The organism is Burkholderia sp. WP9 (assembly GCF_900104795.1).
GTDB lineage: Bacteria > Pseudomonadota > Gammaproteobacteria > Burkholderiales > Burkholderiaceae > Paraburkholderia.
Genome location: NZ_FNTG01000001.1, coordinates 4,117,435 through 4,144,110, shown reverse-complemented (window position 1 = coordinate 4,144,110; position 26,676 = coordinate 4,117,435). Strand labels below are relative to the sequence as shown.

Genomic DNA, 26,676 nt, shown 5'->3' with positions numbered 1-26,676 from the left:
GAGCATCGCGGGATGATTGAGCGTGATTCAGACGCGCTCGACTTCGACCAGGCAGTCGTAGAAAGTTGCCGATCCGCCCAGATCGGTGAGCGCCTGGCTGGTGACCTGATTGGCATTGCGGCCGTCCGGCGCAAGCTTCTTCCACCAGATCGACAGGCCGACCACGAGCCCCTCGCGTGCCTTATCGGTAACGCGGACGCGCGCCTGCATCGAGCCGCGATCGTTAAAAATACGCACTTGATCGCCATTGACGATCTCTCGCGATTGCGCGTCGGCCGGATGCATGTCGAGATGCGGTTCGCCTTCGGTGGAACGCAGGCTTTCGACGTTCACGAACGTGCTGTTCAGGAAGTTGCGGGCCGGTGGCGAGATCATGGCCAGCGGATATCGGGCGGCAAGTTCAGGTGCGCCGTCGGCGGACTCGTGCGGCGGCAGATAGTCGGGCAGCGGGTCGAGTCCCTGTTGTGCGAGGCGTTCGCTGTAGAACTCGCATTTGCCGGACGGTGTTCGGAAGCCACCCTCGGCGAACGGCGCATCGGGCAGGTTCAGCCTGGCCCAGCCAGTTTTCTTCAGGCTCTCCCAGTCGACGCCTTCGAGCGTTCTGTCTTGCCAGCTGAACGCCGCCTGTGCAACGGTCTCGTCGCTCTCGAATAGCGCCGGCTCCTCGAGCCCCATATGACGCGCGATGCCGCGGAAAATCTCTGTGTTCGGAACCGCTTGGCCGACCGGGGCGATCGCCGGCAGGTTGACCATTACGTGTGTATGGCCGTAGGACTTGTGGACGTCGAGGTGCTCGAGTTGGGTCGTCGCGGGGAGCAGCAGATCGGCGTAGTCGGCAGTGTCGGTCTGGAAATGTTCGAGGACGATTGTGAACAGATCTTCGCGCGCGAAACCTGCGGCGACCCGCTCGGAATCCGGCGCGACCGCCACGGGGTTCGAATTGTAGACGACGATAGATTCGATTTTCGGGCCGAATGCCGCGTCGCCCTTGTGCAGCAACGCGTCGCCGATTGCGTTCATATTGATGACGCGGCTCGTCCTGGTCGGCCAACCCGGCATCAGATCCGGCCGCTGCAACGCATGTGAGTCAACCGGCGCCCACCCACCCGACGACAGCAACGCACCACCCGCTCGCTCGCGCCACGCACCCGTGAGCGACGGCAGGCACGCGATCGCGCGCACGGCGTTACCGCCGCCACGTACCCGTTGCAGGCCGTAGTTCATGCGAATCGCAGCTTTTTTCGTGCTGCCGTACAGTCGCGCAAGATCGACGATCACGCTCGCATCAATACCGCAGATGTCGGCAACACGCGACGGCGAGTAGCTGAGCGCACGGGGCTTAAGTTGGTCGAAGCCTAACGTATAGGCCGCGATGTATTCGTGATCGAGCAGATTTTCCGTGATCAACACATTGATCATGCCGAGCGCCAATGCGCCGTCGGTGCCGGGTTTCAGGGCGATGTGCTGATGGCATTTTTCAGCCGTCAGGGAGCGGTACGGATCGATCGCGATCAGCCGTGCACCGCGACGCTTGGCCTGCTGGGCGCGTGTCCAGAAATGTAGGTTCGACGCGATGGGATTCGAACCCCAGATCAGGATGACTTCGCTCTCGTCAAAAAACTCGGTGAGCATGCCAAGGCTCGCGCCATAGGTGTACTTCAGCCCGGCCGCGCCGGCGGCCGCGCAAATCGTGCGATCCAGTTGCGATGCGCCGAGCTTGTGGAAGAACCGCTGCGCAATGCTGTCCCCTTGAACCAGCCCCATCGTGCCGGCGTAGCTGTACGGGAGGATCGCTTCGGGCGCGCGGCCCGCAATCTCCGAGAGGCGGCGAGCAGCGAGCTGGAACGCCTCGTCCCAGCTGATCGGCTCAAAGTGGCCTTCGCCCTTCCGGCCGACGCGCTTCATGGGTGCCGTCAATCTCTGCGGATGATGCACGCGCTCCGCATAGCGGCTGACCTTCGTGCATAGCGCACCTTGCGTAGGAGGGTGCTCGGGATCCGCGAAGACCTTGATCGCGCGACCGGCCTCGACCGTCACGCGCATCGCACAGGTGTCGGGGCAGTCGTGCGGGCAGACGACGCGAGCGTGTTCAGTCGGAGCATTCATCGGCGGTCCGTTCGAGGGAGCAGTAGAGCAATGCGGGATTCTATTATGTCAATTGCCTGTCGACTTGCACCGTGCCGCCAAAAAGGCCTTCGGCGTAGAATCGATTATTACCGTGCCCGGACCAATGTGGCCCCGAGCGATTCCACGCAAGCCAAAGCACACACGCATCATCACTCCATCATGAAACTTATCCCAGAAATCCAGGCCGCTCACGGCGAAATCCAGACTCTCCGACGAACGATCCACGCCCATCCGGAACTGCGTTACGAGGAGACCGCAACGGCAGATCTGGTCGCGCGAACGCTCGAATCGTGGGGTATCGAAACGCATAGAGGATTGGGCAAAACCGGCGTGGTCGGTGTACTGAAACGCGGCAACGGCTCACGCTCCATTGGTTTGCGCGCCGATATGGATGCGCTGCCGATTCAGGAACTGAACAGCTTCGACCATCGGTCGAAAAACGATGGAAAAATGCACGCCTGCGGTCATGATGGGCATACCGCGATGCTGCTCGGTGCTGCGCGGCACCTGGTCAAACATGGCGAATTTGATGGCACGATCGTGTTCATCTTTCAGCCCGCCGAGGAGGGCGGCGCAGGCGCGCAGGCCATGATCGACGACGGCCTGTTCGTAAAGTTTCCGGTCGACGCGGTGTTCGGGATCCATAACTGGCCGGGCATGAGGGCGGGTCAGTTCGGTGTAACCGAGGGCCCGATCATGGCTTCGAGTAACGAATTTCGTATTGAAATCACAGGCGTAGGCTCGCACGCGGCTATGCCGCACAACGGTCGCGATCCTGTTTTCACAGCGGTACAGATCGCGAATGGACTGCAGAGCATCATCACGCGGAATAAGAAGCCGCTCGACACCGGAGTGCTGTCAATCACACAGATTCACGCAGGCGACGCCGTCAATGTCGTCCCGAACAATGCGTGGATCGCAGGCACGGTGAGGACTTTTACAACAGAAACTCTCGATCTTATCGAGGCGCGCATGCGCAAGATCGCAGAGAGCACGGCCGAAGCCTACGACTGCTCCGTCGACATTCAATTCCACCGAAACTATCCGCCCACGGTCAACAGTCGCGAAGAGGCTCGCTTTGCGGCGACGGTCATGAAGGAAATTGTCGGCGCGGAAAACGTCGACGATGCGGTCGAACCGACGATGGGCGCGGAAGATTTTTCCTTCATGTTGCTCGCCAAGCCGGGCTGCTACGCATTTTTGGGCAATGGCGACGGTGGCCACCGGGATTCGGGCCACGGCGCGGGTCCGTGCATGCTGCATAACGCGAGCTATGACTTCAACGACGAGTTATTGCCGATCGGTTCGACATACTGGGTGCGACTTGCCCAGCGGTTCTTGGCGCAAGAGAAATAGAAATCTCTCGGGGTTTAAGGTGGCGATTAATTCGCCGCCTGTTATGTCGTTGCATTGGGGATACGAATGCGACACTTGAACCCGCTTAGACGCTTCGGCGTCTAAGCGCGAGGTTGTAGGGGTAACTCTGGGCGGCGGCCGTAAACGCAGAAACCCCACCTTTTCGGGGTGGGGTTTCTGATGCTGCTGGGGAGCCTGACGATTACCTACTTTCACACGGGAATCCGCACTATCATCGGCGTGGAGTCGTTTCACGGTCCTGTTCGGGATGGGAAGGGGTGGGACCGACTCGCTATGGTCATCAGGCATGACTTGTTGCTGCGCTGTCTTTGGGGACAGCCCAACCAATCTGGAAGAAGTAGTTTCTGGTGATGCTCACCAGGCAAGCTTGGGGTTGTGTTGTTTCTGGCACAACACTGATCTCAACCGTGTGTGGCGTCCCTGCCCCCTTCGGGGGTGGGATGCTCGTAAGTGCTGAAGCACTAACGATCATCGCAAGACACACCTGTTATAGGATCAAGCCTTACGGGCAATTAGTATCAGTTAGCTTAACGCATTACTGCGCTTCCACACCTGACCTATCAACGTCCTGGTCTTGAACGACCCTTCAAGGGGCTCGAAGCCCCGGGGATATCTCATCTTAAGGCGAGTTTCCCGCTTAGATGCTTTCAGCGGTTATCTCTTCCGAACATAGCTACCCGGCGATGCCACTGGCGTGACAACCGGTACACCAGAGGTTCGTCCACTCCGGTCCTCTCGTACTAGGAGCAGCCCCCTTCAAATATCCAGCGCCCACGGCAGATAGGGACCAAACTGTCTCACGACGTTTTAAACCCAGCTCACGTACCTCTTTAAATGGCGAACAGCCATACCCTTGGGACCGGCTACAGCCCCAGGATGAGATGAGCCGACATCGAGGTGCCAAACACCGCCGTCGATATGAACTCTTGGGCGGTATCAGCCTGTTATCCCCAGAGTACCTTTTATCCGTTGAGCGATGGCCCTTCCATACAGAACCACCGGATCACTATGACCTGCTTTCGCACCTGCTCGACTTGTCGGTCTCGCAGTTAAGCACGCTTATGCCATTGCACTATCAGCACGATTTCCGACCGTACCTAGCGTACCTTCGTACTCCTCCGTTACACTTTGGGAGGAGACCGCCCCAGTCAAACTGCCTACCATGCACTGTCCCCAGTCCGGATAACGGACCAAGGTTAGAACCTCAAACAAACCAGGGTGGTATTTCAAGGTCGGCTCCACGCAGACTGGCGTCCACGCTTCAAAGCCTCCCACCTATCCTACACAGACCGGTTCAAAGTCCAATGCAAAGCTACAGTAAAGGTTCATGGGGTCTTTCCGTCTAGCCGCGGGGAGATTGCATCATCACAAACACTTCAACTTCGCTGAGTCTCGGGAGGAGACAGTGTGGCCATCGTTACGCCATTCGTGCAGGTCGGAACTTACCCGACAAGGAATTTCGCTACCTTAGGACCGTTATAGTTACGGCCGCCGTTTACCGGGACTTCAATCAAGAGCTTGCACCCCATCATTTAATCTTCCGGCACCGGGCAGGCGTCACACCCTATACGTCCACTTTCGTGTTTGCAGAGTGCTGTGTTTTTATTAAACAGTCGCAGCCACCAGTTTATTGCAACCCCTTCACCCTTCTGGCGCAGGCCAGTCAAGCTACAGGGGCGTACCTTATCCCGAAGTTACGGTACCAATTTGCCGAGTTCCTTCTCCCGAGTTCTCTCAAGCGCCTTAGAATACTCATCTCGCCCACCTGTGTCGGTTTGCGGTACGGTCTTGTTAAACTGAAGCTTAGAGGCTTTTCTTGGAACCACTTCCAGTTGCTTCTTCACCGAAGTGAATGGCCTCACACCCTTGAATTACGCGCCCGGATTTGCCTAAGCGCCTTCTCCAATGCAAGGACCGGGACTTCCAACACCCGGACAACCTTCCGCGATCCGTCCCCCCATCGCATTTAACAATGGTGCAGGAATATTAACCTGCTTCCCATCAGCTACGCATTTCTGCCTCGCCTTAGGGGCCGACTCACCCTACGCCGATGAACGTTGCGTAGGAAACCTTGGGCTTACGGCGAGGGGGCCTTTCACCCCCTTTATCGCTACTCATGTCAGCATTCGCACTTCCGATACCTCCAGCGCACTTTTCAATGCACCTTCGCAGGCTTACGGAACGCTCTCCTACCATGCATATAAATATGCATCCGCAGCTTCGGTATATTGCTTAGCCCCGTTACATCTTCCGCGCAGGACGACTCGATCAGTGAGCTATTACGCTTTCTTTAAAGGATGGCTGCTTCTAAGCCAACCTCCTGACTGTTTTAGCCTTCCCACTTCGTTTCCCACTTAGCAATATTTGGGGACCTTAGCTGGCGGTCTGGGTTGTTTCCCTCTTGACACCGGACGTTAGCACCCGATGTCTGTCTCCCGTGATTGCACTCTTCGGTATTCGGAGTTTGCTATGGCGTAGTAATCCGCAATGGACCCCACAACCATGACAGTGCTCTACCCCCGAAGGTGATACACGAGGCACTACCTAAATAGTTTTCGGAGAGAACCAGCTATTTCCAGGTTTGTTTAGCCTTTCACCCCTATCCACAGCTCATCCCCTAACTTTTCAACGTTAGTGGGTTCGGACCTCCAGTACGTGTTACCGCACCTTCATCCTGGCCATGGATAGATCACCTGGTTTCGGGTCTACACCCAGCGACTGAACGCCCTGTTCGGACTCGCTTTCGCTACGCCTGCCCTAATCGGTTAAGCTTGCCACTGAATGTAAGTCGCTGACCCATTATACAAAAGGTACGCCGTCACCCCTTGCGAGGCTCCGACTGTTTGTATGCATGCGGTTTCAGGATCTATTTCACTCCCCTCCCGGGGTTCTTTTCGCCTTTCCCTCACGGTACTGGTTCACTATCGGTCGATCACGAGTATTTAGCCTTGGAGGATGGTCCCCCCATCTTCAGACAGGATTTCACGTGTCCCGCCCTACTTGTCGTACACCCAGTTCTTCCTCGCTGTTTTCGTCTACAGGGCTATCACCTGCTATGGCGGCACTTTCCAGAGCCTTCGACTAACAATGAAGATAAAGAGTACAGGCTGGTCCCATTTCGCTCGCCACTACTCTGGGAATCTCGGTTGATTTCTTTTCCTGCGGTTACTTAGATGTTTCAGTTCACCGCGTTCGCTTCACGTAGCCTATGTATTCAGCTACGGATGACCCATACGGGCCGGGTTTCCCCATTCGGATATCGGTGGATCAAAGCTCGTTTGCCAGCTCCCCACCGCTTTTCGCAGGCTACCGCGTCCTTCATCGCCTGTGATCGCCAAGGCATCCACCACATGCACTTGTTCGCTTGACCCTATAACGGGTGTGTCTCATGTGTGATCCACTGGGAATCACACGCTCGCCACAATCGCTACAGGTTGAGTATTCGTGTTGCGCCGTATTCCAAGGCAATCTTTCGATCACCTTTTCATACATTGATACAATCACAACCCTGATTCACCTACTCAATCACCCATCTCTAAGTGATCTTTCGTGAATCTCTTTACTACTTCTTCCTGATTGTTAAAGAACGACAGCCGATATCGCAGTTGCTATAACCGCGTATCACTCTGACTGGCTCAATCGCCAATGCACAACGCTCTGCTTTCTCACAGAACGCTACGCATTGAGGATTGGTGGAGGATGACGGGATCGAACCGACGACCCCCTGCTTGCAAAGCAGGTGCTCTCCCAGCTGAGCTAATCCCCCAGTCATGCACAGATAATCTCTACCTGTTGATACCCAGAGGTTATCGATCAGCACACCAGACAAGACTTTGGTGGGTCTGGATGGATTCGAACCATCGACCCCCGCCTTATCAAGACGGTGCTCTAACCGACTGAGCTACAGACCCCTGAGTCTGTCTAAATTTCACAGCCGATAAGCGTGAGCGCTCAACGCATTGACGCGTTAGCTCGAGAAAGGAGGTGATCCAGCCGCACCTTCCGATACGGCTACCTTGTTACGACTTCACCCCAGTCATGAATCCTACCGTGGTGACCGTCCTCCTTGCGGTTAGACTAGCCACTTCTGGTAAAACCCACTCCCATGGTGTGACGGGCGGTGTGTACAAGACCCGGGAACGTATTCACCGCGGCATGCTGATCCGCGATTACTAGCGATTCCAGCTTCACGCACTCGAGTTGCAGAGTGCGATCCGGACTACGATCGGTTTTCTGGGATTGGCTCCCCCTCGCGGGTTGGCGACCCTCTGTTCCGACCATTGTATGACGTGTGAAGCCCTACCCATAAGGGCCATGAGGACTTGACGTCATCCCCACCTTCCTCCGGTTTGTCACCGGCAGTCTCCCTAGAGTGCTCTTGCGTAGCAACTAGGGACAAGGGTTGCGCTCGTTGCGGGACTTAACCCAACATCTCACGACACGAGCTGACGACAGCCATGCAGCACCTGTGTTATGGCTCCCTTTCGGGCACCCCGACCTCTCAGCCAGGTTCCATACATGTCAAGGGTAGGTAAGGTTTTTCGCGTTGCATCGAATTAATCCACATCATCCACCGCTTGTGCGGGTCCCCGTCAATTCCTTTGAGTTTTAATCTTGCGACCGTACTCCCCAGGCGGTCAACTTCACGCGTTAGCTACGTTACTAAGGAAATGAATCCCCAACAACTAGTTGACATCGTTTAGGGCGTGGACTACCAGGGTATCTAATCCTGTTTGCTCCCCACGCTTTCGTGCATGAGCGTCAGTATTGGCCCAGGGGGCTGCCTTCGCCATCGGTATTCCTCCACATCTCTACGCATTTCACTGCTACACGTGGAATTCTACCCCCCTCTGCCATACTCTAGCCCGCCAGTCACAAATGCAGTTCCCAGGTTAAGCCCGGGGATTTCACATCTGTCTTAGCGGACCGCCTGCGCACGCTTTACGCCCAGTAATTCCGATTAACGCTTGCACCCTACGTATTACCGCGGCTGCTGGCACGTAGTTAGCCGGTGCTTATTCTTCCGGTACCGTCATCCCCCACGGGTATTAACCACGAGGTTTTCTTTCCGGACAAAAGTGCTTTACAACCCGAAGGCCTTCTTCACACACGCGGCATTGCTGGATCAGGCTTTCGCCCATTGTCCAAAATTCCCCACTGCTGCCTCCCGTAGGAGTCTGGGCCGTGTCTCAGTCCCAGTGTGGCTGGTCGTCCTCTCAGACCAGCTACAGATCGTCGCCTTGGTAGGCCTTTACCCCACCAACTAGCTAATCTGCCATCGGCCGCCCCTCTAGCGCGAGGTCCCGAAGGATCCCCCGCTTTCATCCACAGATCGTATGCGGTATTAATCCGGCTTTCGCCGGGCTATCCCCCACTACAGGACACGTTCCGATGTATTACTCACCCGTTCGCCACTCGCCACCAGGGTTGCCCCCGTGCTGCCGTTCGACTTGCATGTGTAAGGCATGCCGCCAGCGTTCAATCTGAGCCAGGATCAAACTCTTCAGTTCAAACCTGTTACTGTTTTTCGGTTCCGTTAGGAACCGGTCGCTCACTCAACGTACTGACGAATGATCCAACCATCTTGCGACAGTCAAACCTTCCTTTCATTACTGTGTGAGACTTGATACTTTTGCTTGCCGGCAGATCCCGAAAGATCCACCTCGCATCGCGCATCAAGCGCCCACACTTATCGGCTGTTAATTTTTAAAGATCGAGTCCGCATTCACCACCGAACCAGCACCGTATCGCCAACCTCGCAACACCCGGCACCGCTTCGTTCTGCGTCGCTGCATCAGCAGCAGAGAAACGAGATTATGAAGAACTTTCACTACGTCGTCAACAGGTTTTTCTAACTTTCCCAACCCGCCCACTCCGCTGAAAGCCTTGCCACTGCTGGCTCTCCCGCCTCCCGCGCTCCGTTGTCCGAAGCACGAAAGAGCGAGATTCTAGCGAGCCGCCCAGCGCCTTGCAAGCGTTATTTTGACAAGCATATTAACGATGCTTGAAAACCGGTTTGCGCTTCTCCACGAACGCAGCCATGCCTTCCTTCTGATCTTCAGTAGCAAAGAGCGAATGGAACAGGCGGCGCTCGAAATGCACGCCTTCCGCAAGCGTTGTTTCGTAGGCGCGGTTGACAGATTCCTTCACCATCATCACGGCTGGCAACGGGAATTCAGCGATCGTGGCAGCCGCTGCTATCGCCTCGTCGACCAGGGCAGCAGCCGGAATAACACGCGATACCAAACCAGCGCGCTCGGCTTCGGCGGCATCCATGAAACGCGCGGTCAGGCAGAGATCCATTGCCTTCGCCTTGGAGACGGCCCGCGGCAGACGTTGTGTACCCCCGGCACCCGGCATGATGCCCAGTTTGATTTCCGGCTGACCGAACTTTGCCGTGTCGGCGGCAAAAATGATGTCGCACATCATCGCCAATTCGCAGCCACCGCCGAGCGCGAAGCCGGCCACCGCCGCAATGATCGGCTTGCGGATGGAGCGAACCGTTTCCCAGTTGCGAGTGATGTAGTCACCCTTGTAGACATCCATGTAGGTATAGGTGGACATCATGCCGATGTCGGCACCGGCTGCGAACGCCTTTTCGCTGCCCGTCACCACGATCGCACCGATCGCGTCGTCGGCATCGAACTCGCGCAGCGCGGCGCCCAATTCGTCCATCAACGCATCGTTAAGCGCGTTCAACGCCTTCGGGCGATTCAATGTGACCAACCCGACCCGACCCCGCGTCTCAACCAGAATGTTCTCGTAAGCCATGCCGCCTCCTTAAGGTAGAAAAATCGCGCGCGAAAACACTTCGCGCGGCCATCTTAATAATGCTAACATTCCCCAACCAACCGGTCGGTCAATTATTCGACAGGCTTTCCCCAACGTATAAGCCAAGCCCCTCTGCCATGACACATCCGCTATTCACCAAGCACGAAGACACGCTGCAAAAGGCACTCACCGCGATTGAAACGCGCGGCTACTGGAGCCCGTTCGTCGAAATGCCCAGTCCGAAAGTGTACGGGGAAACAGCTAACGCAGACGGCGAAGCCGCATTCAAAGCGCATCTCAACGCGACGTTCCAGCTGGACCAACCGTCGACGGGCGAAACTGTCGGGGCCGAAGTCTCGCCGTTTGGATTCCCGCTCGGTGTGCGCTACCCGAAGGCCGACCCCGCCACCCTGATCGCGGCGGCTGCCGCTGCCCAGCGCGACTGGCGCGCCGCCGGCCCGCAAGCATGGATCGGCGTGTGCCTCGAAATTCTTGCGCGCGTGAATCGCGCCAGCTTCGAGATTGGCTACAGCGTGATGCACACGACCGGTCAGGCATTCATGATGGCCTTCCAGGCCGGTGGTCCACACGCCCAGGATCGTGCGCTCGAAGCCGTCGCGTACGCATGGGACCAATTGCGCCGCATTCCCGGCGACGCCCACTGGGAAAAGCCGCAAGGCAAGAATCCGCCGCTCGCCATGCACAAGCGCTACACCGTCGTGCCGCGTGGCACCGGCCTCGTACTCGGCTGCTGCACATTCCCGACGTGGAACGGCTATCCCGGACTCTTCGCGGATCTGGCCACGGGCAACACGGTCATCGTCAAGCCGCACCCGGGCGCAATTCTGCCGCTCGCTATCACGGTACGAATTGCGCGTGACGTTCTGCGCGAAGCGGGCTTCGATCCGAATGTCGTCACCTTGCTGGCCACCGAACCGAACGACGGGGCGCTTGTCCAGGAGCTGGCCGTGCGCCCGGAAATCAAGCTGATCGACTTCACGGGCAGTACGCAAAACGGCACGTGGCTCGAGCGCAATGCGCACCAGGCGCAGGTCTACACCGAAAAAGCCGGCGTGAACCAGATCGTGATCGACTCTGTTGACGACATCAAAGCCGTTGCCCGCAACATCGCCTTCTCGCTCGCCCTGTACTCGGGCCAGATGTGCACCGCGCCGCAAAACATCTACGTGCCGCGCGGCGGCATCCGCACCGCGGAAGGCACGCTCGGCTTTGACGAAGTCGCGCAAGCCATTGCCGGCGCAGTGCAAAAGCTCGTCTCCGACCCGGCCCGCGCGGTCGAGCTACTCGGCGCGATTCAGAACGAGGGCGTAGCCCAACGCGTGGGTGAAGCCGCAAAACTTGGCCGCGTTCTCGTCGAGAGCCAGACGCTCGAGCATCCCGCTTTTGCCGGCGCCCGCGTGCGCACGCCGCTCGTGGTCCAACTGGATGCCGCGACCGACCACGCGCAATTCACCAAGGAATGGTTCGGCCCGATCTCTTTCGTGATCGCGACAGACTCCACTGCGCAGTCCCTCGACCTCGCCGGTGCAATCGCCGCCGAGCATGGCGCATTGACGCTCTCTGTCTACAGCACGGACGAAGCGGCGCTCGAACAGGCGCACGAAGCATCGATCCGCGGTGGCGTGGCCCTGTCGATCAATCTGACAGGCGGCGTGTTCGTCAATCAGTCGGCGGCCTTTTCGGACTTTCACGGCACGGGCGCGAACCCGGCGGCCAATGCCGCGCTGGCTGACGCAGCCTTCGTTGCGAATCGCTTCCGCGTAGTTCAGAGCCGCGTTCATGTTGAACCGAAAGCGGCGCCGGCGGTAGCTGGCTGAATGGCATAAGACAAAGCACGGCTTCGTCCTATACCGTTTGGCCGAATGGACCGGGCCGTGCGCCCCAACTAACATGAGACATCGGATCGGCATCTCTCGCCGATCTGCCCTGGCAGGAATCCACATGAACGACGCCTTCATCTGCGATGCGATTCGCACCCCAATCGGCCGCTACGGCGGCGCCCTGAAAGATGTCCGTGCCGACGACCTCGGCGCGGTGCCGATCAAGGCGCTGATCGAACGCAATCCCGGCGTCGACTGGCGCGCTCTCGACGACGTGATCTACGGCTGCGCCAACCAGGCCGGCGAAGACAATCGCAACGTCGCGCGGATGTCGGCATTGCTGGCCGGCTTGCCCACCGAGGCGCCGGGCGCCACCATCAATCGCCTGTGCGGCTCGGGTATGGACGCGGTCGGCACTGCAGCGCGCGCCATCAAGGCGGGCGAAGCATGCCTGATGATCGCCGGCGGCGTCGAAAGCATGACACGTGCGCCGTTCGTGATGGGCAAGGCTGCTAGCGCGTTCTCACGTCAGGCTGACATTTACGACACGACGATCGGCTGGCGCTTCATCAATCCGCTGATGAAACGTCAATACGGCGTCGATTCGATGCCTGAGACCGCGGAAAACGTTGCTGTCGAATTCAGCGTGAGCCGTGCGGATCAGGACGCGTTTGCGTTAGCGAGTCAGCAAAAGGCGGCTCGCGCGCAGCAGGATGGAACGCTGGCCCAGGAAATCGTCGGCGTCGAGATCGCGCAGAAAAAAGGCGACCCTGTGCGCGTGCTGCTGGACGAACATCCGCGCGAAACTTCGCTCGAAAGTCTCGGCAAGCTCAAGGGTGTGGTTCGTCCGGACGGCAGCGTGACGGCCGGCAATGCGTCGGGCGTGAACGACGGCGCCTGCGCGTTGTTACTCGCGAACCAGCAGGCAGCCGATCAATACGGCCTGCGCCGCCGCGCCCGTGTGGTGGGCATGGCGACGGCGGGGGTCGAGCCGCGCATCATGGGTATCGGTCCGGCGCCGGCCACGCAAAAGCTACTGAAGCAACTCGGCATGACGCTCGAACAACTCGACGTGATCGAATTGAACGAAGCGTTCGCGTCGCAAGGCCTGGCGGTTCTGCGCACACTCGGTCTGCGCGACGACGACCCGCGCGTCAATCCGAACGGCGGCGCTATCGCACTCGGCCACCCGCTGGGCGCATCGGGCGCACGTCTGATCACGACCGCGCTGTACCAACTGGAACGGATCAACGGCCGCTTTGCGCTTTGCACGATGTGCATCGGCGTAGGCCAGGGCATCGCCCTGGTCATCGAGCGGCTCTAACGCCAACGCTACAGCGCCCATCGGCCAAGAGACTTTGAGGAGACACCCAATGTCATATGAAGCGATTCGTCTCGACATCGACGCATCATGCCATGTCGCCACCATCACGCTGAATCGGCCGGACAAACTCAACAGCTTTACTCGCGCGATGCATCAGGAACTGAGCGCCGCGCTCGACCACGTCGAAGCGTCCGGTGCCCGCGCGCTTGTGCTAACCGGCGCGGGCCGCGGCTTCTGCGCCGGCCAGGATCTGGCCGATCTCGACTTCACACCCGGCGCCATGACCGATCTGGGTGAACTGATCGAACAACATTTCAATCCGCTGATTCGCCGCCTGCAAGCATTGCCGTTGCCGGTGATCGCCGCGGTAAACGGCACGGCGGCCGGCGCAGGCGCCAATCTCGCGCTAGCGTGCGACCTCGTGCTCGCGGCGCGTTCCGCCAGCTTCATTCAGGCGTTCGTGAAGATCGGCCTCGTGCCGGACTCGGGCGGCACGTGGTTTCTGCCGCAGCGGGTCGGCATGGCTCGCGCCATGGGACTTGCCATTACCGGCGACAAACTCAGCGCGGAAAAAGCCGAAAGCTGGGGTTTGATCTGGCAAGCAGTCGACGACGCGGAGCTTGCCAACACCGCGACGAAACTCGCGTCCCAACTCGCGCAGCAACCCACGCGCGCCATTGCCGCAATCAAGCAGGCCATGCGCGCTGGCGTGACGCAAACACTCGACCAGCAACTCGATCTGGAACGCAATCTGCAACGCGAACTGGGTGCTTCCCACGACTACGCGGAAGGTGTGCAAGCCTTCGTGGAAAAACGCGCGCCGCGCTTCAAGGGACGTTGACATGTCGAATCGAGCCAACCATCCCAGCCAGATGACGCCGGACGAACTCGCCCGCGCTACCGCGGCCGCGATGTACGAGAACGATGCGTGCAGCCGCGCCCTCGGCCTCGAAATCGTCGAAGTGCGCCCTGGATACGCGCGCCTGCGTATGGCCGTGCGCGACGACTTTCTCAACGGCCATCAGATTTGCCACGGCGGCCTCATTTTTACGCTCGCGGATTCCACGTTCGCGTTCGCCTGCAACACGTACAACATCAACACGGTCGCAGCGGGCTGCTCGATCGAGTTCTTGCGGCCCGTGCAAGGCGGCGACGTGCTGACGGCGGAAGCCGTCGAACAGACGTTGAGCGGCCGAACCGGAATTTACGACATTCGCGTAACCAATCGCGCCGAGGAAACCGTCGCGATGTTTCGCGGCAAATCGGCACAGATTAAGGGGAACCTGATTCCTGCAGGCAACTGATATCGGCAAACTCGCGGCAAACTTTCGCCGAACTCGCCGCAACTCCGCAGTGACTTGCGACAAGCCCGCAACAGATTCGTGGCCGAGTGGCGCTCTCTGGCGCCACGCCGTTAAACAGCAGCCCGCCCCGGTTTTCGCGCACAAGCGCACGTACACCAGACCCAAGCATTGAGGCAGCAAGGAGACATTCAATGACCACCGCCCTTCCGCTCGATCCGATCGAGACCGCCAGCCGCGACGAACTTGCCGCGCTTCAACTTGAACGGCTCAAATGGTCGCTGAACCATGCCTATGAAAACTCACCCGTTTATCGACGCAAGTTCGATGAAGCCGGTGTTCACCCGAGCGAAGTGAAAAGTCTCGCCGACCTGGCGCGTTTTCCCTTCACCACCAAAAAGGATCTGCGCGACAGCTATCCGTTCGGAATGTTCGCCGTGCCGCAGGATCAGATTTCGCGGATTCACGCATCGTCCGGGACCACGGGCAAGCCGACCGTGGTGGGTTACACCGCGCGCGACATCGACACGTGGGCGAATCTCGTCGCGCGTTCGGTCCGCGCCGCCGGCGCGAGGCGCGGTGACAAAGTGCACGTGAGCTACGGCTACGGACTGTTCACGGGCGGTCTCGGCGCGCACTACGGTGCCGAGCGCGCCGGGCTCACCGTGATACCGTTCGGCGGCGGCCAGACTGAAAAGCAGGTCCAATTGATCCAGGACTTCCGGCCCGACATCATCATGGTGACGCCGAGCTACATGCTCTCGATTGCGGACGAACTCGAGCGTCAAGGCGTGGACCCGGCCAATTGTTCGCTGCGCCTCGGCATTTTCGGCGCTGAGCCGTGGACCAACGACATGCGTCAGGCGATCGAAACGCGCATGGGCATCGACGCTGTCGACATCTATGGCCTGTCCGAAGTCATGGGACCCGGCGTCGCGTCCGAGTGCGTGGAAACGAAAGACGGCCCGACCATCTGGGAAGACCATTTCTATCCCGAGATCATCGATCCCGAAACCGGCGAGGTGCTGCCGGACGGTGAACTGGGCGAACTGGTGTTTACGTCGCTGACCAAAGAAGCGCTGCCGATTATTCGGTACCGGACCCGCGACCTGACGCGCCTCCTGCCAGGCAGCGCCCGCACCATGCGCCGGATGGAGAAAATCACCGGCCGCTCGGACGACATGATGATCGTGCGCGGCGTGAATGTGTTCCCGACGCAGATCGAAGAACTGCTGCTCAAGCAGCATGCGCTCGCACCGCACTATCAGATCGTGCTGACCAAGGAAGGCCCGCTCGACGTGTTGACGTTGAACGTCGAACCTTGCCCGGAATCGGCACCGGACACGGCCGCGCTGAACACGGCCAAGCAGGCGTTGGCCTATGACATCAAGGCGCTGATCGGCGTGAGCGCGGTGGTGAACGTGCTCGGTGTGAACGGGATTGAGCGTTCAGTGGGCAAAGCCCGGCGTGTGGTGGACAAGCGCCAGTCGGGGCTTTAACAAACGGGAACCACCGAACGGGAAATAGCAGACGGGAAGTAGCGCGCGACGCGGCGTATCCACGCCGAGCCATGCGCTACTCACGCCTCAGGTCAGGAGTTCGGCAGCAACAACCACATCCGGCCGCCCTGCTTCATCTTGCCCGCGAGGTCGCCGGCGTCGTCGCCGAGGCCCCAGAAGTAATCGGCGCGCACGCCGCCCTTGATCGCGGAACCCGTGTCCTGCGCGAAGACGAGGCGATTCATCGGCAAGTTTGTCAACGGACGCGTGGTCTGCAAAAACACCGGCGTACCGAGTGGAATCGCCGTCGGATCGACCGCGATCGACCGCTCAGGCGTCAGCGGTACGCCCAGTGCGCCAATCGGACCGTCCGCGCCGCCGCTCGGCACGTTTTCGCCGGACGGCATCTCACGGAAAAACACAAAACGCGGATTCGTATCGAGCAGCGCATCGACGCGGGCGGGATTCGCTCGCGCCCACGCCTTGATGCCCTGCATGGTTGCCTGTGCGGGCGTGAGTTCGCCGCGATCCAGTAGCCAGCGTCCAATCGACTTGTACGGCTGATTATTGGTGCCGCCAAAGCCTAGACGCATGACGCTGCCGTCTTCCATCACGATGCGCCCGGAGCCCTGCACCTGCAGGAAGAACGCTTCGATCGGATCGTCGACCCACACGATTTCATTGCCGTTGAGCACCCCCGCGCGTTCGAGTTGCGCTCGCGCCGGCAGCGGTGCGCCCGCGCGATAGCCGGATGGCCAGCGATACAGCGCAGTCTGATACACGCCGTGTCGCGTGCGCGAACCACGCAGCAAGGGCTCGTAGTAACCGGTGACCAGACCGTCGACTGTGCCGTCGGTATTCGCTAACTGAAAGGGCGTGAAATAGGCTTCAAAAAAAGCGCGCGCACTGGTGACATCGAGGTCGTCGAGTTGCGAGGCCGCGGCACATGCGCGCGCCCAGTTCGGCTGACGCGCCAGCCTCGCGCAATTTTGCCGCAATGCAGCGGTTGCGCCGATCAACGAGTCGTCCTGCCAACCCGGAACCTGCTGCCAGGCAACGGCCGTCAGCCGCGTCGCGGCAATCTGACCGGGTATGATCGCGGCACCCGTGGGTGGCGAAACGGAAGGCCGGACCGCGCCGCTGCCACCGCAGGACGCCAGCAATACCGCAACCGAAAGCGCGCCGAGCCACCCTGCGGCCGTGCGGGCAAAACGCATACAATGTTCGTTCTTGATGGAAACCGCCATGTCTGATCTGTTCGACGAATACCCGATGCTTATCTTCGCGCTGGAATCGCTCTTTGCGCTCTTCCTGCTCGTCTTTATCGTTGTATGGACGTCGTCCGGCAAGAAGAAAGCAACTCGCGCCAACGCGAGTGAACAGCAAAAGCAACAAAAACAGCAAAACCCGCAGTAAAGCCGCAAGTTAAGCTTTCTAAAGACCGCGGGCCGCGCCTCCGGTTCAATGCAATGTGCGCGGCATGCGCAGGATGAACTCCGGCACCGGCGCATCGAAACGCTCGCCGTCCTCGGCCACGCAGAAGTACTCTCCGCGCATGGTGCCGACCGGCGTGGCGATCACCGCCCAACTCGTGTACTCGAAATGCTCGCCCGGTTTGAGCAACGGCTGATGGCCGACCACGCCGAGGCCCTTCACTTCCTGCACATTCTTGTCGCTGTCCGTTATCACCCAATGACGCGCGATCAGCTGCGCGGGCACCTGGCCCGTGTTACGGATAGTCAGCGTGTACGCGAATGCGTACTGGCGGCGCTCCGGGTCCGACTCTTCGGGCAGATATTGCACCTGCGACGAGACGCTGAATTCGTACTGGCTCATCCTGATTCCGGTCTGCTGAAACGGGGTGTGAAAAATCGCGGGAAAGCCCGAACGCCAATGGTTTGCGGGCGCATTGGCGAAGCGGCGCTAATGGTGTTGGCATTCTGCTTGATGCGCGACACGCCCGCAACCGGACAAATCCCTTTGGCCAAGGGCTACTAAGGCGTTTTGTCACAGTAACGGCTCGAATCGAGGCCGGACATGGAGCCGGACTCAAAGCGTCGGCGAACCGGAGCGCCCGCGCACAAAACGGTAAAATGGCGCTTTCCCGCTTGCATCCTCCCCCAGCCATGACGCAATTCCGCATCGCCCCCAGCATTCTGTCCGCCGATTTCGCCCGCCTCGGCGAAGAAGTCCGCAATGTCGTCGCCGCTGGCGCCGACTGGATTCACTTCGACGTGATGGACAACCATTACGTGCCGAACCTGACCATCGGCCCGCTCGTCTGCGAAGCGATCCGCCCGCATGTCGACGTGCCGATCGACGTGCATCTGATGGTGCGTCCGGTCGACCGGATCGTGCCGGACTTCGCCAAGGCCGGCGCGAACCTGATCAGCTTTCACCCGGAAGGCTCGGACCACATCGACCGCACGCTGTCGCTGATCCGTGACCACGGTTGCAAGGCCGGGCTGGTGTTCAATCCGGCCACCTCGCTGAATTATCTCGATCACGTAATGGACAAGGTCGATCTCGTGCTGATCATGTCGGTGAATCCGGGCTTCGGCGGCCAATCCTTCATTCCGGAAGCGCTCAACAAGCTGCGCGAGGCACGCCAGCGCATCAACGCCTACACGGAGCGCACCGGCCGCGAGATTCATCTGGAAGTGGACGGCGGCGTGAAGGTCGACAACATCGCGGAAATCGCGGCGGCCGGCGCGGATACCTTCGTGGCTGGTTCGGCGATTTTCGGCCAGCCGGACCACAAGGTCGTGATCGAAAAAATGCGCGCGGCACTCGCCAACATCCAGCACTGAGAATCAACGCATAACCGGCCCGCACATGACCACTCCGTTCCCTGCCCCAGCTTTCACGGGCCCGCGCCTGCAAGCCGCGATCATCGACCTCGACGGCACGATGATCGATACCGCCGACGACTTCACCGCCGGCCTGAACGGCATGCTCGCGCAGCTCGACGCCGAGGAGACTTCGCGCGAGGAAGTGGTCGGTTATGTCGGCAAGGGTTCGGAGCATCTGATCCGCAGCGTGCTGGCGCCGCGCTTCGAAACGGAGCATGCGCAAGAGCGCTTCGACGAGGCGCTCGCGATCTATCAGGAGGAGTACGCGAAGATCAACGGCACGCACACCCGTCTCTATCCCAACGTCGAAGCCGGCCTGAAGGCCATGCGCGACGCCGGACTCAAACTCGCCTGCGTGACCAACAAGCCGCATCGGTTCGCGGTGGAGTTGCTGCAGCAGTACGGGCTCGCGCAATATTTCAGCGTCGTGATCGGCGGCGACAGTCTGGCAAAAAAGAAGCCGGATCCGCTGCCCATGCTCACCGCCGCAGCGCAACTGGGCATCGAGCCGCAAGCCACGGTGGCCATCGGTGATTCGGAGAACGATGCGCTGGCAGGCCGCGCAGCGGGCATGGCCACGCTAACGGTGCCCTACGGTTACAACCACGGCCAAGCTATACAAACAATAAAATCCGATGGTATAGTTGATTCGCTGCTCGACGCCGCCAAGGCGATCGCAGCGCACCAATCCACGACTTGAAAAGTCCTTCATCCTCATGTTTCTGAATAAAAAACGGAGTCTGATTAGCATCGACCGGGGAGCCTGGCCCTGGCGTCGCTGGTCGCGCTAACCTCGCCTGAGGTACGCTGAAGCTCGTCTTCGGCAACCGTTTTTTACTTCGCTGCGCTCACGCGTTTTTTCCATCACTTTGTTTCGCTGCATCGGTTGATTCGGCCTGCGTGTACCCGCAAAGTACATCTGTGCGCTGAAATCCCTTGCACGCGTCGATGGGAAACTCGCGCCGGTCGGTATCATCGTGTCGAAACGTCGAACGAACGCCTGACCGGGCGCGCTACGCCCCGCTTTGTCCGACGCACGCCGCCGGACCACCGTACAGGATCGGAACATGACCGAACTCGAATTCCAGTCCCTCGCCAACGAGGGTTTCAACCGCATCCCGCTGATCGCCGAAGCGCTCGCCGACCTCGAAACGCCGCTCTCGCTGTACCTGAAGCTCGCGCAGAGCGAGCGCAACGGCGCCAACTCGTTCCTGCTGGAATCGGTGGTGGGCGGCGAACGTTTCGGCCGCTACTCGTTCATCGGCCTGCCGGCGCGCACGCTGCTGCGCACCCGTAACGGCGTGTCGGAAGTGGTGCGCGACGGCAAGGTCGTCGAAACGCACGAGGGCGATCCGCTCGAATTCATCCAGCAATTCCAGGGCCGTTTCAAAGTGGCGCAGCGCCCAGGTTTGCCGCGTTTCGCGGGCGGTCTGGCTGGCTATTTTGGCTACGACGCGGTGCGCTACATCGAGAAAAAGCTCGCGCACACGGCGCCGAAAGACGATCTGAATCTGCCCGACATTCAATTGCTGCTGACCGAAGAAGTCGCAGTGATCGACAACCTCGCGGGCAAGCTCTATCTGGTGATCTACGCCGACCCGACGCAACCCGAGGCGTACACCAAAGCCAAACAGCGTCTGCGGGAATTGCGCCAGCGCTTGCGCACCACCGTGCAGCCGCCGGTCACTTCGGCCAGCGTGCGTACCGAGACCTATCGCGAGTTCGCGAAAGACGATTATCTGGCGGCCGTGCGCAAGGCGAAGGAATACATCGCGGCCGGCGAACTGATGCAGGTGCAGGTCGGCCAGCGCCTGATCAAGCCGTACCGCGACAATCCGCTCTCGCTGTATCGCGCGCTGCGCTCGCTGAATCCGTCGCCGTATATGTATTACTACAACTTCGGCGACTTCCACGTGGTGGGTGCATCGCCGGAAATCCTGGTGCGCCAGGAAAAGCGCGGCGAGGATCGAATCGTGACGATCCGGCCGCTCGCCGGCACGCGTCCGCGCGGCAACACGCCGGAACGTGACGCGGAACTCGCGACCGAACTGCTGAACGACCCGAAGGAAATCGCCGAACACGTCATGCTGATCGACCTCGCGCGTAACGACGTGGGCCGCATCGCGCAGATCGGCTCGGTTGTCGTCACCGACAAGATGGTGATCGAAAAGTACTCGCACGTGCAGCACATCGTGAGTTCGGTCGAAGGCAAGCTGAAACCCGGCACCACCAATTTCGACGTGCTGCGCGCCACCTTCCCGGCCGGCACGCTGTCGGGCGCGCCGAAGGTCCGCGCAATGGAACTGATCGACGAACTGGAACCCGTGAAGCGCGGCCTGTATGGCGGTGCGGTCGGTTATCTGTCGTTCACCGGCGAAATGGATCTGGCCATCACGATCCGCACCGGCGTGATCGCGAACGGCAATCTGTACGTGCAGGCGGCAGCGGGTGTAGTCGCGGATTCGGTGCCGGAATCCGAATGGCAAGAGACCGAGAACAAGGCACGCGCCGTGTTGCGCGCCGCCGAACAGGTTCAAGACGGCCTCGATAGCGACTTCTGACCGGAGACACACCATGCTGCTCATGATCGACAACTACGACTCGTTCACCCACAACCTGGTGCAATACTTCGGCGAACTCGGCGAAGACGTGCACACCTATCGGAACGACGAAATCACGCTGGACGAAATCGCGAAGCTCAACCCCGAGCGCATCTGCCTTTCGCCTGGCCCAAGCAATCCGCAACACGCCGGCATCACGCTCGACGTGCTGCGCGAATTCAGCGGCAAGACGCCGATTCTCGGCGTCTGTCTCGGCCATCAGGCGATCGGCGAGGCTTTCGGCGGGCGCGTGGTGCGCGCGCAAACCATCATGCACGGCAAGGTCAGCACGATCGAAACCGACTGCAAAGGCGTGTTCGCCGACCTGCCGAAACACTTCGTCGTGACCCGCTATCACTCGCTCGCGATCGAACGCGAATCGCTGCCCGATTGCCTCGAAGTGTCGGCATGGACTGAAGACGGCGAGATCATGGGCGTGCGTCACAAGGAACTGGCCGTGGAAGGCGTGCAGTTCCACCCGGAATCGATTCTGTCCGAACACGGCCATGCGCTGCTCGAAAATTTCGTGAAGCAGTCGAAGCTCGCCGGCGCGCAAACGGCCAATCGCAACGCTTGATGAAGAGAGACGACATCATGACGATTACGCCCCAGGAAGCGCTGCAACGGACCATCGAGCACCGCGAAATTTTCCACGACGAAATGCTGCATTTAATGCGGCTCATCATGCGCGGCGAACTCTCACCCGTGATGGCGGCGGCGATCATCACCGGCTTGCGCGTCAAAAAAGAGACCATCGGCGAAATCACCGCCGCCGCCACGGTGATGCGTGAATTCGCCCGGCACGTCGACGTGCCGGACAACTCGAACTTCGTCGATATCGTCGGCACCGGCGGCGACGGCTCGCAGACCTTCAACATCTCCACGGCAACCATGTTCGTGTCGGCCGCGGCGGGCGCCAAGGTCGCGAAACACGGCGGCCGCGGCGTGTCGAGCAAGTCAGGCAGCGCGGACGTGCTCGAAGCGCTCGGCGTGAATATCGATCTGCAGCCGGAACAGGTGGCGGCTTCGATTGCGGAAACCGGCATGGGCTTTATGTTCGCGCCGAACCACCATCCGGCCATGAAGAACATCGCGCCGGTGCGCCGCGAACTCGGCGTGCGGACCATCTTCAACATTCTCGGGCCGCTGACCAACCCGGCCGGCGCGCCCAACCAGCTGATGGGCGTGTTCCACGGCGACCTCGTCGGCATTCAGGTGCGCGTGATGCAGCGCCTCGGCGCGAAGCACGTACTCGTGGTGTACGGTATGGACGGCATGGACGAAGTCTCGCTCGGCGCGGCGACGCAAGTCGGCGAGTTGCGCGACGGCCAGGTCCACGAGTACGAAATCCACCCGGAAGACTTCGGCATGCAGATGGTGTCGAACCGCACCCTGAAAGTGGCCGACGCCACCGAATCCAAAGCGATGCTGCTCGACGCGCTCGACAATAAACCGGGCGTGGCCCGCGAAATCGTCACGCTGAACGCGGGCACGGCGCTCTATTCGGCGAACGTGGCCTCGTCGATTGCAGACGGCATCCAGTTGGCGCGCGAAGCGATCGCGAGCGGCAAGGCGCGGGCGAAAGTCGACGAGCTGGTCCGCTTCACCCAGCAATTCAAGCAGTAATCACGTAGCGAGACACTTATGAGCGACATCCTCGACCGTATCATCGCGGTCAAACGCGAAGAAGTCCGTGCGGCAGAACAAAGCGCGCCGCTCGAAGAGCTGCGCCTCGAAGCGTCGACGCGCGACATTCGCGACTTCGTCGGCGCATTGCGCGCGAAACACGCGGCGGGTCTAGCCGCTGTGATCGCCGAAGTCAAGAAAGCGAGCCCGTCCAAAGGCGTGTTGCGCGAGCACTTCGTGCCGGCCGAGATCGCGCGTTCGTACGAAAAACACGGCGCGGCCTGCCTGTCCGTGCTCACCGACGTGCAGTTCTTCAAGGGCAGCGTCGCGTATCTGCAGGAAGCGCGCGCGGCCTGCAGTCTGCCGGTGCTGCGCAAAGACTTTATCGTCGATCCGTATCAGATCGTCGAAGCCCGCGCGATGGGCGCCGACGCGATCCTGCTGATCGCCGCCGCGCTCGAAACGTCGCAGATGCAGGACCTCGAAGCGCTCGCGCATTCGCTGGGTCTGGCGGTGCTGGTGGAAGTGCACGACGAGAACGAACTGATGGAATCGCTCACGCTGAAAACACCGCTCATCGGTATCAACAATCGCAACCTGCGCACCTTCGAGACGTCGATCGAGACGACGATCGGCATGCTCGAAGCGATTCCGGACGACCGCATCGTCGTGACGGAGTCGGGCATTCTGTCGCGCGTCGATGTGGAGCGCCTGCGCGCAATGGACGTGCATACTTTCCTGGTCGGCGAGGCGTTCATGCGCGCGGACGAGCCGGGTGTGGAACTTGCACGAATGTTTTTCTGAGCGCTGTGTCGACACACGACGCAGGGCACGCGGCATAGGTAGCGGAGCAGTCATGGGTATGGAACGCGAAATCAAGCTGGCGCTGCCGCCTGCGCAGGTGCAAGCGGCGACGCAGTGGTTCGTTGCGCGCACCGGGGCGCAGGGTGGCCCGATCAAGCTGGTGAATATTTACTTCGACACGCCTGAGTTGACGCTGGCAAGCTCGAAGAGCGCCCTGCGTTTGCGCCAGACGCCCGACGGCTGGCTGCAAACCTTCAAGACGGTCGGCAAGTCTGAAAACGGCATGCACACCCGGCACGAATGGGAAATACCGGTGGCCGGTGAAAAGCTGGAGATCGACGCGCTGCTGCGTGAGTGCGACGAACCGTCCGCCGCGAGCGCTTTGCGTCAAGCCGCGCCCGAACTTATCGAACTCTTCCGCACGAATTTCACCCGTACGCTGTGGCACGTCCAGGCGGACGGTTCCGAAGTCGAAGCGGCGATCGATCAGGGCGATGTGTTCGCCGAAGTTGACGGCGAGGCACGCCGCGCACCGATCTCGGAAGTCGAACTTGAGCTGAAGTCCGGTGACGAAGCCGCGCTCCACACGCTTGCCGCGGAGTTGGGCAAGCAGATAGCCGGTCTCGCACCGGACGACATCAGCAAGGCCCAGCGTGGTTATCAATTGCGGGCAGGTTGAGCCGCGTTAAGGCCGCTATCCCTGCCGGCCGACACAGAGCCCGACTTTCGCGAAGGACTTCCTCCCGGCGGCTGCCGGCTCGACAGCGCAACGTCAAGTGTCAGGCGGACGCTCGCCTATCCTGCAATCTCGTCGAACAGGAGCGCCTATCCAGCGCCCACACTGACCAGATACGACACGCCGCCGCCGACACCTTGAGCAACGCGCCGATTGCTGCGACACTTCCCCGCCATGACCTCTGCTTCCCGCACCCGTTCCAATCCGACGCAGGCTTCGCTGTTCGGCGAAGCCGCACCCGAGCCGGCCACTGACATGACGACCACTGCGCCGCAGCAATCCGGTGCCAGCGCGCCGCCGCCAACGCTCGAAGCGCAATTCGAAGCGCTGCCGCCGGCATGGCGCGCGCATCTCAAGCCGTTTATCGAAAGCGATGCGTATGCGCCGCTCTGCCGTTTCGTCGATGGTGAGCGCGCCGCTGGCAAAACCGTCTACCCCGCCGACGTTTTCCGCGCACTGCGCCTGACCAGCCCAGACGACGTGAAAGTGGTGATCCTCGGCCAGGATCCATATCACGGCGAGGACCGCGGCACGCCACAAGCGCACGGACTGGCGTTTTCGGTGGCGCCGAACGTGCGCACGCCGCCGTCGCTGCGCAACATCTTCAAGGAAATCGCCGCGAGCCTCGGCCACGATACGCCGCGTCACGGCTGTCTCGACACCTGGGCGAAGCAAGGCGTGCTGCTGCTGAACACGGTGCTGACCGTGGAGCGCGATTCAGCCGCCAGCCACGCAAAACGCGGCTGGGAAAAATGCACCGACACGCTGATCCATGAACTGGCGATGCGCCACGACGGCCTCGTGTTCATGCTGTGGGGCGCGCATGCGCAAGCCAAGCGCGCGCTGCTCGGCGGCAAGTCGCATTACGTGCTGGAGGCGCCGCATCCGTCGCCGCTGTCGGCGCATCGAGGTTTTCTGGGCTGCGGGCATTTTGCCAAGGCCAACGAATATCTCGCGCAGCACGGCCGCGAGCCGATCGACTGGCGCTTGCCCGACGAAGCGCAAATGCTCGCCTGAATGCGCCACCAACGGACAGGGACGAAGCAACCGCGACACATCGGCGCCACAAAACAAAAACGCCACGGGTTCAGAACCCGTGGCGTTTTTTCATTCCAGAACACTATTCGCCGCAGCTTGAAGCGGCGCGGCCAGCCTTACGCAGCGGCGATCGCTTCGCGGGCGGAAGCCAGCGCGGCGCCGGCGGCGTCCGGACCCATGTTCAGGCCTTCGGCGTAGATGAAGTTTACGTCGGTCATGCCGAGGAAGCCGAGGAAGCTCTTCAGGTACGGCGTCTGGCTATCGTTCGGCGTGCCGAGATACTTGCCGCCGCGTGCCGACACGACGTACACCTTCTTGCCCTTCACGAGACCTTCCGGACCATTCGCCGTGTACTGGAACGTGATACCGGCACGTGCGATGAAGTCGAAGTACGTCTTCAGTTGCGACGAGATGCCGAAGTTGTACATCGGCGCGCCGATCACGACGATGTCGGCGGCTTGCAGTTCGGCGATCAGCGCTTCGCTGCGCGCAGCGATCGCGGCTTGCTCGGCCGTGCGTTGGTCAGCCGGCGTGAAGAACGCGCCGAGGACGGCGTCGTCCAGATGCGGCAGCGGTTCGGCTTGCAGATTGCGGACGACGACTTGCGCGCCCGGATTCGATTGTTGCAGCTTTGCGGTCAGCTCGTTGACGAGCAGCGTCGAGTTCGCGCCTTGCGAGCGGGCTGCCGAGTTGATTTGCAGGATCGTGGTCATGGTTGACTCCAGTAGGGGCGCGCTGTGTTGCGCGAGTGGAGCCATTGTGTTTTTTTACCGACCCGGG

General features: G+C 60.4%; 20 protein-coding genes, 2 tRNA genes and 3 rRNA genes. 15 read left to right on the top strand and 10 right to left on the bottom strand.

All coding sequences use genetic code 11. The features are described 5' to 3' along the window. Positions 1-27: 27 nt before the first annotated feature. Positions 28-2,106, bottom strand: a complete 2,079-nt coding sequence (locus BLW71_RS18545) for a molybdopterin-containing oxidoreductase family protein (RefSeq protein ID WP_091798765.1) — start codon at positions 2,104-2,106, stop codon at positions 28-30. A 180-nt stretch (positions 2,107-2,286) separates the two neighbouring features. On the opposite strand from BLW71_RS18545, the gene BLW71_RS18540 reads away from it, so the two are divergent. Next, positions 2,287-3,483, top strand: coding sequence for a M20 aminoacylase family protein (locus tag BLW71_RS18540; RefSeq protein ID WP_091798762.1), 1,197 nt, complete (start codon positions 2,287-2,289; stop codon positions 3,481-3,483). A gap of 193 nt (positions 3,484-3,676) precedes the next feature. On the opposite strand, the gene rrf is transcribed toward BLW71_RS18540, so the two are convergent. From rrf to BLW71_RS18510, 6 genes are all read right to left on the bottom strand, one after another. After that, a 5S ribosomal RNA gene (gene rrf, locus BLW71_RS18535) occupies positions 3,677-3,789 on the bottom strand. Between the two features lie 206 nt (positions 3,790-3,995). After that, positions 3,996-6,874: ribosomal RNA gene (locus tag BLW71_RS18530) — 23S ribosomal RNA — on the bottom strand. A gap of 320 nt (positions 6,875-7,194) precedes the next feature. Next, positions 7,195-7,270: transfer RNA gene (locus BLW71_RS18525), tRNA-Ala, on the bottom strand. 68 nt (positions 7,271-7,338) lie between these two features. Continuing rightward, positions 7,339-7,415, bottom strand: a tRNA-Ile gene (locus BLW71_RS18520). 66 nt (positions 7,416-7,481) lie between these two features. After that, positions 7,482-9,014, bottom strand: a 16S ribosomal RNA gene (locus BLW71_RS18515). Together the 16S, 23S and 5S rRNA genes with 2 tRNA genes alongside form the textbook arrangement of a ribosomal RNA operon. Positions 9,015-9,498: 484 nt before the next feature. Next, positions 9,499-10,275, bottom strand: a complete 777-nt coding sequence (locus tag BLW71_RS18510; RefSeq protein ID WP_091798759.1) for an enoyl-CoA hydratase — start codon at positions 10,273-10,275, stop codon at positions 9,499-9,501. A 137-nt stretch (positions 10,276-10,412) separates the two neighbouring features. On the opposite strand from BLW71_RS18510, the gene paaN reads away from it, so the two are divergent. The 5 genes from paaN to paaK all read left to right on the top strand — a co-directional run bounded on the left by paaN (position 10,413) and on the right by paaK (position 16,240). After that, the gene (gene paaN / locus BLW71_RS18505; RefSeq protein WP_091798756.1) at positions 10,413-12,113 is read left to right on the top strand and encodes a phenylacetic acid degradation protein PaaN; all 1,701 of its coding nucleotides are present in this window, start codon (positions 10,413-10,415) and stop codon (positions 12,111-12,113) included. Between the two features lie 124 nt (positions 12,114-12,237). Next, positions 12,238-13,440 carry a 3-oxoadipyl-CoA thiolase gene (gene pcaF, locus BLW71_RS18500; protein ID WP_091798753.1) on the top strand — a complete coding sequence of 401 codons (1,203 nt, stop codon included), beginning with the start codon at positions 12,238-12,240 and terminating at the stop codon, positions 13,438-13,440. Positions 13,441-13,489: 49 nt separating this feature from the next. Beyond that, the gene (paaG, locus tag BLW71_RS18495; protein ID WP_091798750.1) at positions 13,490-14,281 is read left to right on the top strand and encodes a 2-(1,2-epoxy-1,2-dihydrophenyl)acetyl-CoA isomerase PaaG; all 792 of its coding nucleotides are present in this window, start codon (positions 13,490-13,492) and stop codon (positions 14,279-14,281) included. A gap of 1 nt (position 14,282) precedes the next feature. Beyond that, the gene (paaI, locus tag BLW71_RS18490) at positions 14,283-14,744 is read left to right on the top strand and encodes a hydroxyphenylacetyl-CoA thioesterase PaaI (protein WP_091798747.1); all 462 of its coding nucleotides are present in this window, start codon (positions 14,283-14,285) and stop codon (positions 14,742-14,744) included. 191 nt (positions 14,745-14,935) lie between these two features. Next, positions 14,936-16,240: a phenylacetate--CoA ligase PaaK gene (paaK, locus tag BLW71_RS18485; protein ID WP_091798744.1), complete on the top strand. Its 1,305-nt coding sequence runs from the start codon at positions 14,936-14,938 to the stop codon at positions 16,238-16,240. Between the two features lie 92 nt (positions 16,241-16,332). Here paaK and mltA read toward each other — a convergent pair whose 3' ends face one another. Then, positions 16,333-17,565 carry a murein transglycosylase A gene (gene mltA / locus BLW71_RS18480; protein WP_177205098.1) on the bottom strand — a complete coding sequence of 411 codons (1,233 nt, stop codon included), beginning with the start codon at positions 17,563-17,565 and terminating at the stop codon, positions 16,333-16,335. Between mltA and BLW71_RS41695 the strand changes: the two genes are divergently transcribed. Beyond that, positions 17,486-17,656, top strand: coding sequence for a hypothetical protein (locus tag BLW71_RS41695; protein WP_177205062.1), 171 nt, complete (start codon positions 17,486-17,488; stop codon positions 17,654-17,656). The two genes, mltA and BLW71_RS41695, sit on opposite strands and share 80 nt — an antisense overlap. A gap of 45 nt (positions 17,657-17,701) precedes the next feature. Here the strand turns inward: BLW71_RS41695 and apaG are convergent, their stop codons facing one another. Next, positions 17,702-18,076 carry a Co2+/Mg2+ efflux facilitator ApaG/CorD gene (apaG, locus tag BLW71_RS18475; protein ID WP_091798739.1) on the bottom strand — a complete coding sequence of 125 codons (375 nt, stop codon included), beginning with the start codon at positions 18,074-18,076 and terminating at the stop codon, positions 17,702-17,704. A 290-nt stretch (positions 18,077-18,366) separates the two neighbouring features. On the opposite strand from apaG, the gene rpe reads away from it, so the two are divergent. From rpe to BLW71_RS18435, 8 genes are all read left to right on the top strand, one after another. Further along, entirely contained in the window at positions 18,367-19,050 is a 684-nt protein-coding gene (rpe, locus tag BLW71_RS18470) for a ribulose-phosphate 3-epimerase (RefSeq protein WP_007180282.1), read from the top strand. 25 nt (positions 19,051-19,075) lie between these two features. Continuing rightward, on the top strand, positions 19,076-19,792 hold the full coding sequence (locus BLW71_RS18465) for a phosphoglycolate phosphatase (protein ID WP_091798735.1): 717 nt from the start codon (positions 19,076-19,078) through the stop codon (positions 19,790-19,792). A 367-nt stretch (positions 19,793-20,159) separates the two neighbouring features. Next, on the top strand, positions 20,160-21,653 hold the full coding sequence (trpE, locus tag BLW71_RS18460; RefSeq protein ID WP_091798732.1) for an anthranilate synthase component I: 1,494 nt from the start codon (positions 20,160-20,162) through the stop codon (positions 21,651-21,653). A 13-nt stretch (positions 21,654-21,666) separates the two neighbouring features. Further along, entirely contained in the window at positions 21,667-22,269 is a 603-nt protein-coding gene (locus BLW71_RS18455) for an aminodeoxychorismate/anthranilate synthase component II (protein ID WP_091798729.1), read from the top strand. A 17-nt stretch (positions 22,270-22,286) separates the two neighbouring features. Beyond that, on the top strand, positions 22,287-23,318 hold the full coding sequence (trpD, locus tag BLW71_RS18450) for an anthranilate phosphoribosyltransferase (RefSeq protein WP_091800997.1): 1,032 nt from the start codon (positions 22,287-22,289) through the stop codon (positions 23,316-23,318). An 18-nt stretch (positions 23,319-23,336) separates the two neighbouring features. Next, a complete protein-coding gene (gene trpC, locus BLW71_RS18445) occupies positions 23,337-24,122 on the top strand; it encodes an indole-3-glycerol phosphate synthase TrpC (protein WP_091798726.1) in 786 nt (261 codons plus the stop codon). Positions 24,123-24,174: 52 nt separating this feature from the next. Continuing rightward, complete coding sequence (locus BLW71_RS18440) at positions 24,175-24,801, top strand: CYTH domain-containing protein (RefSeq protein ID WP_091798722.1); 627 nt, start codon at positions 24,175-24,177, stop codon at positions 24,799-24,801. 231 nt (positions 24,802-25,032) lie between these two features. Continuing rightward, positions 25,033-25,875 (top strand): uracil-DNA glycosylase, encoded by an 843-nt coding sequence (locus BLW71_RS18435; protein WP_091798718.1) that lies wholly within the window; start codon positions 25,033-25,035, stop codon positions 25,873-25,875. 137 nt (positions 25,876-26,012) lie between these two features. On the opposite strand, the gene BLW71_RS18430 is transcribed toward BLW71_RS18435, so the two are convergent. Continuing rightward, positions 26,013-26,609 (bottom strand): FMN-dependent NADH-azoreductase, encoded by a 597-nt coding sequence (locus tag BLW71_RS18430; RefSeq protein ID WP_091798715.1) that lies wholly within the window; start codon positions 26,607-26,609, stop codon positions 26,013-26,015. Between the last annotated feature and the right edge of the window lie 67 nt (positions 26,610-26,676).